We start from the raw sequence: 15,066 nt of genomic DNA on the forward strand, positions 1-15,066 counted from the left end.
CCCTGCGCGGCGCGCGTGAGTAATATCAGGACGCATCGCCCCTTTACCCTCGCAAGGAGTACGCGCATGAGCATCATCATCATGATCATCGTCGGGTTCATCGTGGGCCTGATCGCCCGCGCGATCATGCCCGGAGACCAGAACATGGGGATCATCATGACCACCATCCTGGGCATCATCGGCGCCGTCGTGGCCGGTTTCCTGGGCCAGAACCTGGGCTGGTACGCCCCGGGCGAACCGGCAGGCTGGATCGGTTCGATCGTCGGCGCCATCATCGTCCTGTTCGTGGTGGGCCTGGTCACCAAGAAACGCGGCTGACGCTCCGTCGCGCACGCCAGAAACAAAGCGGGCCGATCTTTCGATCGGCCCGCTTTTTTTTGCGCCGCCCCGTGCTGCGAGGCGGTGCACCATGCCGGATGCAGCGTCAGCCGGGCTGCGCCTGGCCCGCCGCCGGCGCGGCCGCGCCATCGGCCGGCTGCGCCGCGGTGACGGTGCGCTCGGTCCAGCCGCCGCCCAGCACCTTGTACAAGGTCACCAGGTTCGACAGGCGCGTCAGGCGCGTGTTCACCAGCGTCTGCTGGGCGTTGTACAGCGAACGCTGCGAGTCCAGCACCGTCAGGTAGTCGTCGATACCCTGGCGAAAACGCTGGTCGGACAGGTCGTAGGCGCGCTGGTTGGCGGACACCAGCAACTGTTGCGCCTGGATCTGCTCGTCCAGCGTGCCGCGCCCGGCCAGGGCGTCGGCGACCTCGCGAAAGCCCGTCTGGATGGACTTTTCGTACTGCGCGACCTGGATGTTCTTCTGCACCTTGGCCAGGTCCAGATTCGCCAGCAGCGAGCCGCCCGCGAAGATCGGCACGGTGATCTGGGGCACGAAGCTCCAGGCGCCGGAACCGCCGTCGAACAGGCCGCCCAGGCTGGCGCTGGCCGTGCCGGCGTTGCCGGTCAGGCTGATGGTCGGGAAGAACGCGGCGCGCGCCGCGCCGATGTTGGCGTTGGCGCCCTTCAACTGGTGCTCGGCCGCGCGGATGTCCGGGCGGCGCGCCAGCAGTTCGGACGGCAGCCCGGCCGGCAAGGCGGTGGGCAGCATGCCGTCGTCCAGCTTGACGGCGTTGTCCAGCGCCGCCGTCATGTCCGGCGACAGCGGCTGGCCCACCAGCAGTACCAGCGCGTTGCGGTCCTGCGCGGCCTGGCGTGTGTATTGCGACAGGTTGCTCTGCGCGGTGCGCAGCGACACTTCGGCCTGGCTCAGGTCCAGCGCCGTGGACAGGCCCTGGTCGAAGCTTTGCTTGGTGAGCTTGTACGAATCGTCCTGGCTCTTGAAGGTGTCGCGGGTCAGGTTCAGCAGTTCCTGGTCGGCGCGCAGCGTCAAGTAGGCGTTGGCCACTTCGGCGATCAGCGTCAACTGGGTCGCCGTGCGGGTTTCGTCCAGCGCCAGGTAGGATTCCAGCGCCTTGTCGCTCAGGCTGCGGATGCGGCCGAACAGGTCCAGTTCCCACGACGACAGCGCGGCGCCCACCTGGTAGCTATGGCTGGTGGTGGCCTGGCCGCTGGCCGACAGGTCGGCCGGCGTGCGCTGCGCGGTTTCCTTGCCGGCGATGCCCACGCTGGGCAGCAGGTCGGCGCGCTGGATGCGGTATTGCGCCCGGGCGGCCTCGACGTTCAGGGCCGCCACGCGCAGGTCGCGGTTGTTGGCCAGCGACTGCTCGATCAGTTGCTGCAGCAGCGGATCGGTGAAGAAGTCGCGCCACCCGATGTCGGCAGTTGCCACGCCGGTGCCGGCCGCGTCCGCCTTGTAGGACGGACCGGTCGGGTACGACGAGGACACCGGCGCATCGGGCCGTTCGTAGGTCGGGGCCAGCGAGCAGCCCGCCAGGGCCGCCGCCAGGGAAACAGACAGCAAGGTTCTCATCTGAAGCTTCATTGCGGTTTTCCTTCGACGGACACGTCCTGCGCATCGTTGGCGCTGGGGTCGTGCTTGTCGCGCCGCGCGCTCATGCGTTCCACCTTGAACAGGCGCAGCATGATCACGAAGAACGCGGGGACGAAGAAGATGGCCAGGAAGGTCGCGGTCAGCATGCCGCCGATCACGCCGGTACCGATGGCGTTCTGGCTGCCCGAACCGGCGCCCGACGAGATCGCGAGCGGCACCACGCCCAGGATGAACGCCAGCGACGTCATCAGGATGGGGCGCAGACGCTGGCGAGCCGCGTGGATGGCCGATTCGGTCAGGCTGGCGCCGGCCTCGTAGTGCTCTTTGGCGAACTCCACGATCAGGATGGCGTTTTTGGCCGCCAGCCCGATTGTCGTCAACAAGCCCACCTGGAAGTACACGTCGTTGGACAGGCCGCGCAGCAGCGTGGCCGCCAGCGCGCCGATGATCCCCAGCGGCACCACCAGCATGACCGCCGTCGGGATGCTCCAGCTTTCATACAGTGCCGCCAGGCACAGGAACACCACGATCAGCGAAATCGCGTACAGCGCGGGAGCCTGGGCGCCCGACAGCCGTTCTTCGTACGACATGCCGGTCCATTCGAAACCGACGCCCACCGGCAGCTTGCTGGCGATGCGTTCCATTTCGTTCATGGCCGCGCCCGAGCTGTAGCCCGGCGCCGCCTGGCCCTGGATGTTGAAGGACGGCACGCCGTTGTAGCGGTTCAGCTTTTGCGGGCCGAAGCTCCAGGTGGCCTTGGCGAACGCCGAGAAAGGCACCATGTCGCCGTTGTTGTTGCGCACGTACCATTTGTCCAGGTCGTCGGGCAGCATGCGCGAGGACGCTTCGCCCTGTGCGAACACCTTCTTGACCCGGCCGCGATCGATGAAGTCGTTGACGTACGACGAGCCCCACGCGGTCGACAGCGTGCTGTTGATGTCCGACACGGACACGCCCAGCGCACGCGCCTTTTCACGGTCGATATCCAGCTGGTACTGCGGCGCGTCTTCGATGCCGTTGGGGCGCACGCCCTGCAGGATCTTGCTTTGCGCGGCTTCGCCCAGCAACTGGTTGCGCGCGGCCAGCAGCTTGTCATGGCCCACGCCGGCGCGGTCCATCAGCTGGAAGTCGAAACCGTCGACGTTGCCCAGTTCCATCACCGAGGGCGGCGGCACCACGAACAGCTGGGCGTCGCGCTGGGTCTTCCTGAAGTGGGCGTTGGCGCGCGCCGCCACGGCGGCCGCCTTCAACTTGGCGTCGCCGCGCTCTTCCCAGTCACGCAGCTTGATGAACAGGATCGAGGCGTTCTGGCCCCGGCCGCCGAAATTGAAGCCGTTGACGGCGAACACGGAGGTGACGGCGTCTTTTTCCTCGGTCAGGAGGTAGTTGGTGGCTTCGTCGATGACGGCCTTGGTGCGTTCGGCGGTGGCGCCGGCCGGGGTCTGGATCTGGGCGAACAGAATGCCCTGGTCTTCGCCCGGCAGGAACGCGGTCGGGATGCGGGTGAACATCCAGCCCATCGCGATGACGATGGCCAGGTACACCACCATCAGGCGCTTGGTGCGGCCCAGGCCGCGCGCCACGGTGTTGGCGTAGCCGTTGCTGCTGCGCTCGAACGTGCGGTTGAACCAGCCGAAGAAGCCGCGCTTGGTGCCGTGGTGGCCCTTGGGAATGGGCTTGAGCAGCGTGGCGCACAAGGCCGGCGTGAAGACGATGGCCACGATCACCGACAGCACCATCGAGGACACGATGGTGATGGAGAACTGGCGGTAGATCACGCCCGTGGAGCCGCCAAAGAACGCCATCGGGATGAACACGGCGGCCAGCACCATGGCGATGCCGATCAGCGCGCCGGTGATCTGGCCCATGGATTTACGCGTGGCCTGCTTGGGCGTCAGGCCCTCTTCGGCCATCACCCGTTCCACGTTTTCCACCACCACGATGGCATCGTCCACCAACAGGCCGATGGCCAGCACCATGCCGAACATTGTCAAGGTATTGATGGAATAGCCGAACGCGGCCAACACGCCGAACGTACCCAGCAGCACCACCGGCACCGCCAGCGTCGGAATCAACGTGGCGCGGAAGTTCTGCAGGAACAGGTACATCACCAGGAAGACCAGGATGATGGCTTCGATCAGCGTCTTGAACACTTCCTCGATGGACAGGCTGACGAACGGCGTCGTGTCGTACGGATAGACGACGTCCATGCCCGGCGGGAAGTACGGCTTCAGGTTGTTGATGGTGTCGCGCACCGCCTGGGCCGTATCCAGCGCGTTGGCGCCCGGGGCCAGCTTGATCGCCAGGCCCGAAGCGGGCTTGCCGTTGAAGTAGCTGTCGATGGCGTAGGTCTGGCCGCCCAGTTCGATGCGGGCGACGTTGGCCAGGCGCACCTGGGAACCATCGGGATTGACCTTGAGCAGGATGCGGCCGAAGTCTTCCGGCTTTTCCAGGCGCGAGGGGCCGATGATGGTGGCGTTCAGTTGCTGGCCGCGCACGGCGGGCAGGCCGCCGAGCTGGCCGGACGACACCTGGACGTTCTGCTCTTTGATGGCGTTGACCACGTCGACCGTGGTCAGGCCATAGTTCACCAGCTTGGCCGGATCGAGCCAGATGCGCATGGCGTACTGCGAGCCGAACAGCTGGAAGTCACCCACGCCCTCGGTACGGCTGATGGGGTCCTGGACGTACGAGGCGACGTAGTCGGCCAGGTCGTCCTTGGTCATCGTGCCGTCGGTGGACACGAAGCCCGCCACGATCAGGAAGTTCTTGGTGGCCTTGGTGACGCGAATGCCCTGCTGCTGCACTTCCTGCGGCAAGAGCGGTTGCGCCAGCGACAGCTTGTTCTGCACCTGCACCTGGGCGGTGTCGGGGTTGGTGCCCTGGCGGAACGTCAGCGTGATGGACATGCTGCCGTCGGAGTTGCTTTCCGAGGAAATGTACTCCAGGCCGTCAAGGCCGTTCATCTGCTGCTCGATCACCTGCACCACGGTGTCCTGCACGGTCTGCGCGGACGCGCCCGGGTAGGTCACCGCGATGCCGATGGCCGGCGGCGCGATATTCGGATATTGCGAAACCGGCAGTTTCAGAATGGACAACGCGCCGGCCATCATCAGCACGATCGCGATCACCCATGCGAAAACCGGTCTTTCGATAAAAAACTTTGCCATGCAAGGCTCCCTGACTACTGCTTGGCGGCCGCGGCGCCCGCTTGCGGCTGCTGCGGCGACTTGGCGCCGGCTTCGGTGGCAACCACCTCAACGCCCGGACGCACCATCTGCACGCCTTCCACGATGACCTTTTCGCCGGCCTTCAGGCCGTCGGTAACCAGCCACTGGTCGCCGATGGCGCGATCGGTCTTGAGTTCACGCAGTTCGACTTTGTTCTCGGCGTTCACCACCAGGGCCGTCGGCAGGCCGCGCTGGTTGCGCGTCACGCCACGTTGCGGCACCAGCAGGCCATCGGCCGCCACGCCATCGACCAGGCGGGCACGCACGAACATGCCCGGCAGCAGCCGGCGATCGGGGTTGGGGAACACGGCGCGCAGCGTGACCGAGCCCGTGCCCTGGTCCACCGTCACTTCCGAGAACTGCAGCTTGCCTTGCTGGGTGTATTGCGAACCGTCTTCCAGCGTCAGCGTCACCAGCGCGGCCTGCTCGCCTTCGGCCTTTTTCAGCTGGCCGCTGGCCAGCGCATTCTGCAGGCGCAGCAGCTGGACGCTGGATTGGGTGAGGTCGACGTACATCGGGTCGATCTGCTGGACCGCGGCCAGGGCCGTGGCCTGGTTGGCCGTGACCAGCGCGCCTTCGGTGACGGCCGAGCGGCCGATGATGCCGTCGATGGGCGACAGCACCTTGGTGTAGACCAGGTTGATGCGCGCGGTGTCCAGCGCGGCCTTGGCCGACAGCACGTCGGCAACGGCCTGGTCGCGCGAGGCGACGGCGTTGTCGTAGGTCTGTTGGCTGACGGCGCGGGTGGCGACCAGCGGCTTGTAGCGTTCGGCCAGCAGGGCGGCGGTCTTTTGCTGCGCCTGGGCGCGCGCCAGGGCGGCCTTCTGGCTGTCGAAGCTGGCCTGGTAGAGCGCGGGGTCGATCTGGTAGAGCTGCTCGTTCGCCTTGACCTCGCCGCCTTCGGTGAACAGGCGCTTTTGCACGATGCCGTTGACCTGCGGGCGGACTTCAGCCACGCGGAAAGGCGAGGTGCGGCCAGGCAATTCGGTGGTCAGGGAAACCGGCTTGGTGGTCAGCGTCACCACCGTCACCTGCGGCTTGCCCGCCTGGGGCGCGTCCTGCTTCTTGCCGCAAGCGGCCAACGTCAGAGCCGATGCCGTCAGCGTGACCACCGCCGCGCTGCGCCACATAGCGCTTTTCTTGTTCATAGATTGCATTCCCGATTTCCAACTAAAAAGGTAGCCCTCGCGCCCGCCCATCAGGGGCTGATCGCCCGCTGGAAGGCCCCGGTCGCCGCGGGAGTCGCGGCGGCATCGGCGGCACGTCCCGGACCGCGCGGCGGTCGGGATCGCGAGGATTGACTGGGGTGGTGTTGCCTCAGGCATCAGGCGGGGCTTAGACGCAATGCTGCATTGCAGAAATTGCATTTTGCGTTATCCCGCTCCAGAAACAAAGGGGCATATGGAGAAAACATCATTCCAGATATGGGACAATCTTTCGTCCCAACGTGTGACAGAATCGCTTTCATGAAACGCTTACAAGGCATGGAACTCTTCGTCGAGGTCGCCAAGACGCGTAGTTTTAGCCGCGCCGCGGCCGCGCTGGGTGTCCCGAAATCCACGTTGTCTCGCCAGGTGGCCGAACTTGAACGTTCGGTCGGCCTGCGCCTGCTCAGCCGCACCACCCGCAAGGTCGAGTTGACGGACGCCGGCCGGCTGTACTTCGAACGCTGCCAGCGCATCGTGGCCGAGGCCCAGATCGCCCATGAAGAGCTGCAGAAGCTGGTCGACACGCCGTCGGGGCCGCTGCGGGTGAACATGCCGGCGGATTTCGGCACGGACTTCCTGGCTGAATCGTTCATGGAATTCTCGCGCCGCTACCCCGACGTCACCTTTTTCCTGGACCTTGCCAATCCCGACCACGCGCAGCGCGTGTTCCAGACCTGCGATATTTCCATCGAAATCGGCGATCTGCCCGATTCGACGCAGATTGCGAGGCTGCTGGGCATGCTGCCGGCCCATCTGTACGCCTCGCGCGAATACCTGGAGAAACATGGCGAACCCACGCACCCCAGCGACTTGACCCGCCACGAGTGCATCGAGTTCCGCGCCGAAGGCGCCGGCCGGGTGACCCGCTGGCCGCTGAACAGCGGCGACCAGCACATTCAGTTCACGCCGGGCAACCGGTTTTCCGTGAATGGCGTGGCGATGGCCCGGCGCCTGGCGATGCTGGGCGCGGGAATCACCGTGCTGGTCGGCGGCCAGACCGCCGAACAGAAATCGGGCCAGTTGCGGCGTGTGCTGCCCGATTGGCAGCTGGGCCCGTTTCCGGTGTATGCCGTCACGGAAACACGATTGCTGCCCGCCAAGACCCGGATTTTCATCGAATTCCTGATGGAACGCCTGGGCGGCGACGGGCAGGCGAAGGATACCGCGCCCTTCATGAAATGAAGGCGGTTTGGAAACAGACTGAAAAATTTGTGGCGCGGCGGCCAGGCCCCGCGCCGCGCTGAGCGGCGCGCGGGCGCCGGCCCCTAGAAGCGTTCGTCTTCGCGCAGGTAGCGCCATTGCCCCAGCGGCAGGTCGCCCAGCGACACGCGGCCGATGCGCACGCGCTTGAGTCCCACCACCTTCAGCCCGACCAGTTCGCACATGCGGCGAATCTGGCGCTTCTTGCCTTCGCGCAGCACGAAGCGCAGCTGGTCGTGGTTCTGCCAGCGCACCTGCGCAGGCTTGAGCGCCTTGCCGTCCAGCGACAGGCCATGGTTGAGCAGCGCCAGGCCATGGTCGGACAGGTCGCCCTGCACCCGCACCAGGTATTCCTTGTCGACGCTGGAATCCTCGCCGATCAGGTGCTTGGCGATGCGGCCGTCTTGCGTCAGCACCAACAGGCCCTGCGAATCGATGTCCAGCCGCCCGGCCACGGCCAGGCCGTCCAGGTGGCCGCGTTCGAAGCGCTGCGGGCTGCGGCAGCCCTCGAAGCGTGAGCGCGCGTCGATCAGCGCGACGGCGGGCGTGTAGCCTTTCTCGGCCTGGCCTGACACGTAGCCCACCGGCTTGTTGATGAGGATGGTGACGCGCGAGGTCTGGCGCGCCTGCGCCGCGCGTTCCAGTGTGATGACCTGGTCGGGATAGGCCTTGGCGCCCAGTTCGGACACCACTTCGCCGTCGACCCGGACCCAGCCGCGTTCGATATAGCTGTCGGCCTCGCGGCGCGAACAGAGTCCACGCTCGGACATGAGCTTGGAGATTCGTACTTTTTCCATGGGCGGTATTGTATGCGGAGCCCGGCGCGCGGCCGGTGCCGCGCCTTGCCCGGCGCCCCTGCGGCAATCGGACACAGGGCGCGGGCGCGAATCCGCCCGCGGCCCTTGGCATAATACGCAGCCATGATGAACCTAGCCGTAGCACATCACCCTCCCCTGGCAACGGGCTGGCTGGCCAGCGCCCCGCCCGTGCTGACCCTGGCCCAGCGCCATTGGCTGTTCCGTCCCGGCGCCCTGACCGCCGGCCTGCGCCAGGTCGGCCAGGTACGCCTGCGGGTGCTGGCCGAATACGCCGACGGCGCCCCCGCCGACGAGGCGCGCGCCATGCGCATCGCCCCCGGTTCGCCAGTGTGGGTGCGCGAAGTGCTGATGTCGGTCAATGGCGTGGACAGCGTGCCGGCGCGCAGCCTGACGCCGCTGCGCGCCTCGCACGGCGCCTGGCAAGGCATGCGCCGCCTGTTGACGCGGCCGCTGGCCGACATGCTGTACCACGACAGCACCGTCATCCGTTCGCCGTTCGCGTGCCGGCGCCTGGCCTCGCCCGTGCCGTTCCATGCCACCGCCACCACGGCGCTGGCGCAAGGCGGCCGGCCGCAGGATGCCGACCGCGTCTGGGCGCGCCGCTCGGTGTTCTGGCGCCAGGGCCAGCCGCTGCTGGTGGCCGAATGCTTCCTGCCGGGCTTCTGGGAACAAGTGGCGGGCCGCCAGGCGCCGCCCCTGGTGCCGCACCAGCGCACCCCGCGCTGATCGTTGCGCGCGGCGCGCCCTGCCCGCGCGCTCAGGCATGCGCGGGCCGCGGCCGGGTATCCACCGCCAGGCACAACAGCGCCGTCAGCAGCGCCAGGCCCACGTGGCCGATGTACAGCGGATCGAAATCCGCATGGCTCAGCGAACCCTTGCCCAGCAGCAGCACGGTCAGCGCCACGCCCAGCACCGCGCCGATCTGCCGCGTCGCCTGGTTGACGGCGCTGCCCACCGCATAGTGCTGCGGCGGCAAGCGATTCACGGCGGCGCCGGCCAGTGACGGCAGCACCATGCCCACGCCCAGGCCGCTCAGGATCAGGCCCGGCAGCCACTGCGTCAGATACGCAGGCTCGGCGCCCGGCACCAGCAGGAACCACAGGCCGCTGGCCGCATACACCAGCGCCCCGCCCACCAGGAAGGGCCGATGGCCCCTGCGCGCGGCCAGCTTGCCCGTGATGATGGCCGTGGGCATCACCAGCAGCGGCCCCGGTGTGACGGCTAGGCCGGCGCGCGGCAGGCTGTAGTGCCAGACCCCCGTCATGTAGAAGAAGAAGGCGAAGAACATCATCGCGAACGCAATGCCGAAGCTGAGCGTGGCCAGGTTCACGTAGCGGTAGGTGCGATGCTTGAACAATGACAGGTCCACCAGCGGATGCGGCGTGGTGCGGGCCCAACCCACGAAGGCCGCCAGCGAGACCAGCCCCACGGCCGCCACCATCCACAGCTCGCCGCGCGTCCAGGTGGGCGACTCGGACTGCACGATGGACAACGCCACCGCGCCCACGCCCACCATCAGCAGCGCCATGCCCACGCCATCGACGCGGCGGCGCGCTTCGGGCCGCACCGATTCCACCAGCCGGCTGGCGCCGAACCACAGCGACAGCGCGCCCAGAGGCAGGTTGATGTAGAACGCCCAGGGCCAGCCGGCGGCGTCCACTACGAAGGCGCCCAGGCTGGGGCCGACCGCCGCCGCCAAGCCCGCGACGGCGCCCCACAGGCTGACCGCCACCGAACGCTGCGATGCCGGAAAGGCGGCCAGCACGATGGACAGCGACGCGGGCGTCAGCAGCGCGGCGCCGACCGCCTGCGCCACGCGCGCGGCGATCAGCCAGCCCACATTGCCGGCCAGCCCGCAGGCCGCCGACGCCGCCAGGAACAGCAGCACGCCGACCATGAACATGCGCTTGCGGCCATGCGTGTCGGCCAGGCCGCCCGACGGGATCAGCATCGCCGCGTAGACCACGGTGTAGCCATTGAGCACCCACGACATGTCGGCGGCCGAGGCCTCGGGAAAGCCGGCGCGCATGGCGCTGAACGCGGCGTAGAGCATGGTCGCGTCCAGCGAGACCAGGAAGACGGCGACGCTGGCGATCCAGAAGATGGGCCAGGGCGACGCGGCCGCGTGCGGCACGGCGGCGGGCTGGGCCGCCGCGGAAGTTGCAGGGGAGGACATGATGGTCGGACTCGAAAGGGGATATCAGGCTTGCAGGTAGGACGCCTGTTCGGCGGACAGGCCTTGCTTGACCTGGCGGGTCGCATCGTCGGCCAGCACTTCTTCGGAGCCGGCTTCCAGCGCATCGAACGCCGCCTTGACCACCGCGTCGGGGCTGAGCTTGGGCGCATCCAGGTCGCGGGTCAGGTCGGTATCGACAAAGCCCATGTGCAGCCCCAGCACCTGCGTGCCCTGCTCGCGCAGTTCGTGGCGCAGGCCGTTGGTCAGCGCCCAGGCGGCCGACTTGCTCATGCCGTACACGCCCAGGCGCGGGCGGTTGATCCAGCTGGCGATGGACAGCACGTTGAGCAGCGCGCCGCCGCCGTTGGCGGCCAGCCCCGGAGCGAAAGCCTGCGCCACGCGCAAGGAACCAATCAGGTTGGTTTCCAGATGGCGGCGGGTCGATTCGATGGCGTCTTCGGCCAGGAAACCGCCGATGGCCGCAATGCCCGCGTTGTTGATGACCAGCGTCACGTCGCCGGCCTGCGCAGCCGCCGCGGCCACGTCGTCGTCGCGGGTGACGTCCAGCTTGATCGGCACGACGCCAGGCAGCGTGACGCTGGCCGGGTCGCGGGCCCCGGCGTAGACCTTGCGGGCGCCGCGCGCCAGGGCCTCGCGGGCAAAGGCCAGGCCGATGCCGCGATTGGCGCCGGTGATCAGTACGGTTGCGTTCTTCAGTTGCATGATGGGTTCCTTCGGGTTCGCAGCAGTGGCCCTGATGGCGGGGCCGGTTATATAAATATGATGATCATCATATTAAGGGGGTGAAAAAAAGCCGCGCACGGCGGCCGGCGATGACGGGCATCAATGGGAAGCTTGCCCGCCTTCGGTGTCGTATTGATCCAGGATGGACTGGCGCGCCGCGGCCAGCATGGCCCTGCCCTCGGCGTTGTCGCCCAAGGCGCGCGCCAGTTGCATGGCGCCCACCAGGTTCGCGGTGATGGCCATGGCCGCGTGCTCGCCCGCATCGGCCGGCAGCGCCTGCTGCACCGCCCTGACCAGCCCCTGCACCCGTGCGGCGGAGGCTTCGCGCACCTCGACCGATTGGCGCGGCATCTCCGAGGCCAGCGCCGATATCGGGCAACCCGTTTCGCAGCTGACCAGCATTTTCTCGGACAGGTAGCTCTCGACCATGGCGCGCAGCGGGCTGGCGCCTTCGGCCTGGCGGCGGGCCATGCCTTGCGCCATGCGGGCGGCGCCGTCGCGGCCGGCACGTTCCATCGCGGCGGCCAGCATGGCATCGCGCGACGGGAAATGGGCATAGAAGCCGCCGTGGGTCAGACCGGCTTCCTTCATGACGTCGGCCACGCCCACGCCGGCATACCCTTCACGCCGGATCGCGCGCGCGGCCGCTTCCACGATGCGCTCGTGGGATAGCTCTTTGCGGGAGACGGGGCCGGCCATGATCGGGATTCCTCAAATATGATGGTCGTAATATAAATCCGCCCAAAGAACTTTGCACGTTCTTTTTTGTTGCGGCGCAGTATTCATTCTGGAATGGGCGTCGGCCCAGGGGACGGCAGGTTGCCGCCCCACCCTCGCCCGCGTCAGGGCTCGATCAGGCGAGCCACCGCGTCGGCGATGGCCTGGCGCGAATCGGCCGGCGGCACCATGCCGCTGTGGGCCTCGGGGCTGTCAGGCGCGCCCATCCGGGTCAGGGTCAGCACCAGCAGCAGCAGGATCTCGGGGCTGAAGCGCTTGCTGACACGGCCGGCCTCTTGCGCCTGGCGCACGGCGTCGATCTTGTGCCCCATGGACGCCATGGCGGCCGGCGGCAGCGGCTTGCCTTCCAGCTGGTACCAGCCGGCCAGCCGCAGGGTTTCGGGATGCGCCTGGTAGCGGTCGAACAGGCGCACCGCGTAGCCCGGCAGGTCAAAGGCATCGATGGGCACGCTTTCCAGGATGTCTTCGACCATGGCGTCCAGCACGGCGTCGCACAGGCCGTCCTTGCTGCCGTAATAGGCGTAGATCGCCTGCTTGTTGCAGCGGGCAGCGTCGGCGATGCGGTCGACCCGGGCGCCGGCAATGCCATAGGCGGCGAATTCGGCGGCGGCGGCTTCGAGCAGGCGCTTGCGGGTGTCTTCTGAATTTCTGGCCATGGCGAATTATAACCAACCGGTTGGTTGACAACGGAACGACTCGGGTCGTACATTGATGAAACCAACCAGTTGGTTGGAAACTTTGCCGTTCCCCGCAACCCCCGCCTTGCCGACCGGATCTTCCTCATGACCACCCCTCTTACCCAACGCGTCGCCCTGGTGACGGGCGCCTCTTCCGGCATCGGCGAAGCCATTGCCCTGCGATTCGCCTCGATGGGCATCACCACTTACGCCGCCGCGCGCCGCGTCGACCGCATGGCGGCGCTGCGCCAGCACGGCATCCACGTGCTGCCGCTGGACTTGACCGACGCCGCGTCCATCGACGACTGCGTGGCGCAGATCACCGCCCGCCATGGCGGCGTGGACATCCTGGTCAACAACGCCGGCTACGGCGCCTACGGCTCGGTCGAGGAAATGCCCATGGACGAAGCGCGCCGCCAGGTCGAAGTGAACCTGTTCGGCCTGGCGGCGATCACCCGCCGCGTCATCCCGCACATGCGCGAGCAGCGCTGGGGCAAGATCCTGAACATCACGTCCATCGGCGGCGTGCAGGCCGCGCCCTACGGCGGCTGGTACCACGCCACCAAATTCGCGGTCGAAGGGCTGTCGTCGTCGCTGCGCCAGGAACTTGCGCCGTTCGACGTGGACGTGGTGCTGATCCGCCCGGGCGCGATCCGCTCGGAGTGGGCCGACATCGCGGCCGGCCACATGCAGGAGGTGTCCGGCGCCGGCCCCTACGGCGCGGCGGTCGGCGCGCTGCATGCCCTGTTCACCAGCGAACGCCTGCAGAAGATGGCGGGCGACCCGGCCGTGATTGCCGACGTGGCCCAGCGCGCCATTTCGGCGGTGCGGCCGAAATCGGCCTATACCGCGCCGCGCGCCGCGCGTGTCATGCTGTGGGTAGGCAAGCTGCTGGGCAGCGACCGCCTGCGTGACTGGTCCACCCGGGCCTTCATGGGCCTGCCGGCCAAAATGTAAGGAGCACGCCATGAAAGTGATGCTGTTCGGCGCCAGCGGCATGGTGGGGCAAGGCGCGCTGCGCGCGGCCCTGCAGGCCGACGACGTGACCGAGGTGCTGGCCGTGGGCCGGGGGCCGTCGGGGCTGCAGCACGCAAAGCTGCGCGACCTGGTGCTGCCGGACCTGTTCGGCTTTGCCGCCGCCCAGCCGCTGCCCACGGGCTACGACGCCTGCTTTTTCTGCCTGGGCGTGTCGTCAGGCGGCATGGCCGAAGCCGACTACCAGCGATTGACCTACGACCTGACGCTTGCCATCGCCACCGCGCTGGCGCCCGCCAATCCGGGCATGACCTTCATTTATGTATCGGGCGCCGGCACTGACAGCAGCGAGCAGGGGCGCACGATGTGGGCGCGGGTGAAGGGCCGTACCGAAAACGCGCTGTTGCGGCTGCCGTTCAAGGCGGTGTACCTGATGCGGCCGGGCATGATCCAGCCGCTGGACGGCATTCAGTCCAAGACGCCCGCCTACCGCTGGATGTACCGGGTGATCGGCCCGCTGCTGACGCCGCTGCGCCGGCTGTTGCCGCGCCATATCCTGACCACGCGCAGCGTGGGCCAGGCCATGCTGGCGGCGGCGCGCCACGGGGCGCCGTCGGCGGTGCTGGAAACGGCGGATATCCAGGCGCTGGCCGCACGCGGCTAGCGCCTGCGAGGCGCCTTAACGCCAGGCTTCGGGTTCGACGCTGACTTCGCCCTTGTCGGCCGAGAAATACACCACGCCGTCGGAAATATTGGCGTTCAGCTGCATGGTGCGTTCGGCCAGCTTGGCCAGCGCGCGGGTCTGGTCCGACGGCAGGTTGACCACCTTGAGGTTGCGCGTGCGTTCGAGCTTGTTGCGCACGCCGTCCCACCAGATCTTGCTGGCCGAGCCGCCGTAGCAATACACGATGACTTCGTCGGCGCGGCCACAGGCGCGCAGGATGCGGCGTTCTTCGGGCTGGCCCACTTCGATCCACAGCTTGACTGCGCCGGTCAGGTCCTTGACCCACAGGTCCGGCTCGTCGGTGTCGCTCAGGCCCTTGGTGAAGGCCAGTTCTTCCTGCGCGTGCAGCGCGTACGCGACCAGGCGCACCATCATGCGCTCATCGGTTTCGGACGGGTGGCGGGCGACGGTCAGCGAGTGGCTGCCGTAGTAGTGCCGATCGGTGTCGGCGACGTTGAGCTCGGCCTTGTAGATGGTGGCGCGCAGGGCCATGGCGAAAAATCCGTTCAGAAAGCAAATTGTCGAAGGCCGCCATGATACCGCCTGCACGCCCGGCGCTACACTGACGCCCTCGGCCAGGCCGTCGCTGGCCGGCTTTCCCCCCGGTCTGCTTGCAGCCGGTTTCCCTTCAAGGCAGACCCTC

Annotated in this window: 14 protein-coding genes; 5 read left to right on the forward strand and 9 right to left on the reverse strand. The window is 67.5% G+C overall.

Annotation, left to right across the window (positions count from 1 at the left end; translation table 11 throughout):
- The first annotated feature begins 66 nt into the window (after window positions 1-66).
- The gene (locus tag HV798_RS27855; protein ID WP_175193833.1) at window positions 67-318 is read left to right on the forward strand and encodes a GlsB/YeaQ/YmgE family stress response membrane protein; all 252 of its coding nucleotides are present in this window, start codon (window positions 67-69) and stop codon (window positions 316-318) included.
- 106 nt (window positions 319-424) lie between these two features.
- Here HV798_RS27855 and adeC read toward each other — a convergent pair whose 3' ends face one another.
- Genes adeC through HV798_RS27870 form a run of 3 tightly spaced genes read right to left on the reverse strand, consistent with a single transcriptional unit; the run spans window position 425 to window position 6,311 of the window.
- Entirely contained in the window at window positions 425-1,924 is a 1,500-nt protein-coding gene (gene adeC / locus HV798_RS27860) for an AdeC/AdeK/OprM family multidrug efflux complex outer membrane factor (RefSeq protein ID WP_175193834.1), read from the reverse strand.
- Entirely contained in the window at window positions 1,921-5,103 is a 3,183-nt protein-coding gene (locus tag HV798_RS27865; protein WP_175193835.1) for an efflux RND transporter permease subunit, read from the reverse strand. The genes adeC and HV798_RS27865 overlap by 4 nt, the downstream gene beginning before the upstream one ends.
- 14 nt (window positions 5,104-5,117) lie before the next feature.
- On the reverse strand, window positions 5,118-6,311 hold the full coding sequence (locus HV798_RS27870; protein WP_025138931.1) for an efflux RND transporter periplasmic adaptor subunit: 1,194 nt from the start codon (window positions 6,309-6,311) through the stop codon (window positions 5,118-5,120).
- A gap of 336 nt (window positions 6,312-6,647) precedes the next feature.
- Here HV798_RS27870 and HV798_RS27875 point away from each other — a divergent pair, with 336 nt between their 5' ends.
- The gene (locus tag HV798_RS27875; protein WP_025138932.1) at window positions 6,648-7,553 is read left to right on the forward strand and encodes a LysR family transcriptional regulator; all 906 of its coding nucleotides are present in this window, start codon (window positions 6,648-6,650) and stop codon (window positions 7,551-7,553) included.
- 83 nt (window positions 7,554-7,636) lie between these two features.
- On the opposite strand, the gene HV798_RS27880 is transcribed toward HV798_RS27875, so the two are convergent.
- Window positions 7,637-8,368, reverse strand: coding sequence for a pseudouridine synthase (locus HV798_RS27880; RefSeq protein WP_175193836.1), 732 nt, complete (start codon window positions 8,366-8,368; stop codon window positions 7,637-7,639).
- 126 nt (window positions 8,369-8,494) lie between these two features.
- Between HV798_RS27880 and HV798_RS27885 the strand changes: the two genes are divergently transcribed.
- Window positions 8,495-9,115, forward strand: a complete 621-nt coding sequence (locus HV798_RS27885) for a chorismate--pyruvate lyase family protein (RefSeq protein ID WP_246289245.1) — start codon at window positions 8,495-8,497, stop codon at window positions 9,113-9,115.
- A gap of 31 nt (window positions 9,116-9,146) precedes the next feature.
- Here HV798_RS27885 and HV798_RS27890 read toward each other — a convergent pair whose 3' ends face one another.
- The 4 genes from HV798_RS27890 to HV798_RS27905 all read right to left on the reverse strand — a co-directional run bounded on the left by HV798_RS27890 (window position 9,147) and on the right by HV798_RS27905 (window position 12,703).
- Window positions 9,147-10,565 (reverse strand): DHA2 family efflux MFS transporter permease subunit, encoded by a 1,419-nt coding sequence (locus HV798_RS27890; RefSeq protein ID WP_175193838.1) that lies wholly within the window; start codon window positions 10,563-10,565, stop codon window positions 9,147-9,149.
- A 24-nt stretch (window positions 10,566-10,589) separates the two neighbouring features.
- The gene (locus tag HV798_RS27895; RefSeq protein ID WP_175193839.1) at window positions 10,590-11,288 is read right to left on the reverse strand and encodes an SDR family oxidoreductase; all 699 of its coding nucleotides are present in this window, start codon (window positions 11,286-11,288) and stop codon (window positions 10,590-10,592) included.
- 120 nt (window positions 11,289-11,408) lie between these two features.
- A complete protein-coding gene (locus tag HV798_RS27900) occupies window positions 11,409-12,008 on the reverse strand; it encodes a TetR/AcrR family transcriptional regulator (RefSeq protein ID WP_175193840.1) in 600 nt (199 codons plus the stop codon).
- 143 nt (window positions 12,009-12,151) lie between these two features.
- Entirely contained in the window at window positions 12,152-12,703 is a 552-nt protein-coding gene (locus tag HV798_RS27905) for a TetR/AcrR family transcriptional regulator (protein ID WP_175193841.1), read from the reverse strand.
- A gap of 126 nt (window positions 12,704-12,829) precedes the next feature.
- Between HV798_RS27905 and HV798_RS27910 the strand changes: the two genes are divergently transcribed.
- Together HV798_RS27910 and HV798_RS27915 are read left to right on the forward strand one after the other, a co-directional pair.
- Window positions 12,830-13,681: an oxidoreductase gene (locus HV798_RS27910; protein WP_175193842.1), complete on the forward strand. Its 852-nt coding sequence runs from the start codon at window positions 12,830-12,832 to the stop codon at window positions 13,679-13,681.
- Between the two features lie 10 nt (window positions 13,682-13,691).
- Window positions 13,692-14,363, forward strand: coding sequence for a Rossmann-fold NAD(P)-binding domain-containing protein (locus tag HV798_RS27915; RefSeq protein WP_175193843.1), 672 nt, complete (start codon window positions 13,692-13,694; stop codon window positions 14,361-14,363).
- 15 nt (window positions 14,364-14,378) lie between these two features.
- Here HV798_RS27915 and HV798_RS27920 read toward each other — a convergent pair whose 3' ends face one another.
- Complete coding sequence (locus tag HV798_RS27920) at window positions 14,379-14,915, reverse strand: YaeQ family protein (protein WP_175193844.1); 537 nt, start codon at window positions 14,913-14,915, stop codon at window positions 14,379-14,381.
- Window positions 14,916-15,066 lie beyond the last annotated feature (151 nt).

The sequence above is a fragment of the Achromobacter deleyi genome (genome assembly GCF_902859705.1).
GTDB classification, from domain to species: Bacteria; Pseudomonadota; Gammaproteobacteria; order Burkholderiales; family Burkholderiaceae_B; genus Achromobacter; species Achromobacter deleyi.

Coding starts and splice junctions, on each gene's coding strand:
- HV798_RS27855 (WP_175193833.1), top strand. CDS start 67: ATGAGCATCATCATCATGATCATCGTCGGGTTCATCGTGGGCCTGATC.
- adeC (WP_175193834.1), bottom strand. CDS start 1,924: ATGAAGCTTCAGATGAGAACCTTGCTGTCTGTTTCCCTGGCGGCGGCC.
- HV798_RS27865 (WP_175193835.1), bottom strand. CDS start 5,103: ATGGCAAAGTTTTTTATCGAAAGACCGGTTTTCGCATGGGTGATCGCG.
- HV798_RS27870 (WP_025138931.1), bottom strand. CDS start 6,311: ATGAACAAGAAAAGCGCTATGTGGCGCAGCGCGGCGGTGGTCACGCTG.
- HV798_RS27875 (WP_025138932.1), top strand. CDS start 6,648: ATGGAACTCTTCGTCGAGGTCGCCAAGACGCGTAGTTTTAGCCGCGCC.
- HV798_RS27880 (WP_175193836.1), bottom strand. CDS start 8,368: ATGGAAAAAGTACGAATCTCCAAGCTCATGTCCGAGCGTGGACTCTGT.
- HV798_RS27885 (WP_246289245.1), top strand. CDS start 8,495: ATGAACCTAGCCGTAGCACATCACCCTCCCCTGGCAACGGGCTGGCTG.
- HV798_RS27890 (WP_175193838.1), bottom strand. CDS start 10,565: ATGTCCTCCCCTGCAACTTCCGCGGCGGCCCAGCCCGCCGCCGTGCCG.
- HV798_RS27895 (WP_175193839.1), bottom strand. CDS start 11,288: ATGCAACTGAAGAACGCAACCGTACTGATCACCGGCGCCAATCGCGGC.
- HV798_RS27900 (WP_175193840.1), bottom strand. CDS start 12,008: ATGGCCGGCCCCGTCTCCCGCAAAGAGCTATCCCACGAGCGCATCGTG.
- HV798_RS27905 (WP_175193841.1), bottom strand. CDS start 12,703: ATGGCCAGAAATTCAGAAGACACCCGCAAGCGCCTGCTCGAAGCCGCC.
- HV798_RS27910 (WP_175193842.1), top strand. CDS start 12,830: ATGACCACCCCTCTTACCCAACGCGTCGCCCTGGTGACGGGCGCCTCT.
- HV798_RS27915 (WP_175193843.1), top strand. CDS start 13,692: ATGAAAGTGATGCTGTTCGGCGCCAGCGGCATGGTGGGGCAAGGCGCG.
- HV798_RS27920 (WP_175193844.1), bottom strand. CDS start 14,915: ATGGCCCTGCGCGCCACCATCTACAAGGCCGAGCTCAACGTCGCCGAC.